The 470-nt window shown below is 49.4% G+C and carries 1 protein-coding gene and 1 pseudogene; both read left to right on the forward strand.

Annotated features, from left to right (window positions below):
• The coding region (locus ACTHUR_RS19975) for a metallopeptidase TldD-related protein (RefSeq protein WP_440400537.1) at positions 1-149 on the forward strand (149 nt) is incomplete at its 5' end.
• An 87-nt stretch (positions 150-236) separates the two neighbouring features.
• A pseudogene (locus ACTHUR_RS19980) lies at positions 237-470 on the forward strand (glycosyltransferase); the annotation flags it as partial.

The following is a 470-nucleotide window of genomic DNA, read 5'->3' on the forward strand; positions in this document are numbered from 1 at the left end:
TTGCCTATCCGGTTCAGGAAATCACCATTGCCGGACGTTTGCAGGATATGTACCGCGACATCACCGGCGTGGCAGACGACGCATTACGCCGTTCATCCAATCAAATCGGCTCCATCTTGGTTTCTAAAATGACGGTTGCCGGCAACTGATTGAACTAAATATACAAAAGGCCGTCTGAAAGATATCTTTTCTTTTCAGACGGCCTCGCCGTTATCTACTTCCATAAAAAACACATCATGCATATTGTCGTTATCCCCTCTTGGTATCCTTCTTCCGAAACTGACGTGGACGGAATCTTTTTCCGTCTCCAAGCCCAAGCCCTGCAACGTGAAGGCATGAAAATCGGCATGGTCGTACCCATGTTCCGCTACTTGAGAAGTCAGCCGAAAACCATCTTCTCGCGCTTCTACGGCCTGCGCCGCCATCAGCAAGGCGGACTCAACACTTACGCCTACGACAGCATGTATTTC

This window comes from Neisseria sp. P0021.S007, from assembly GCF_051956855.1.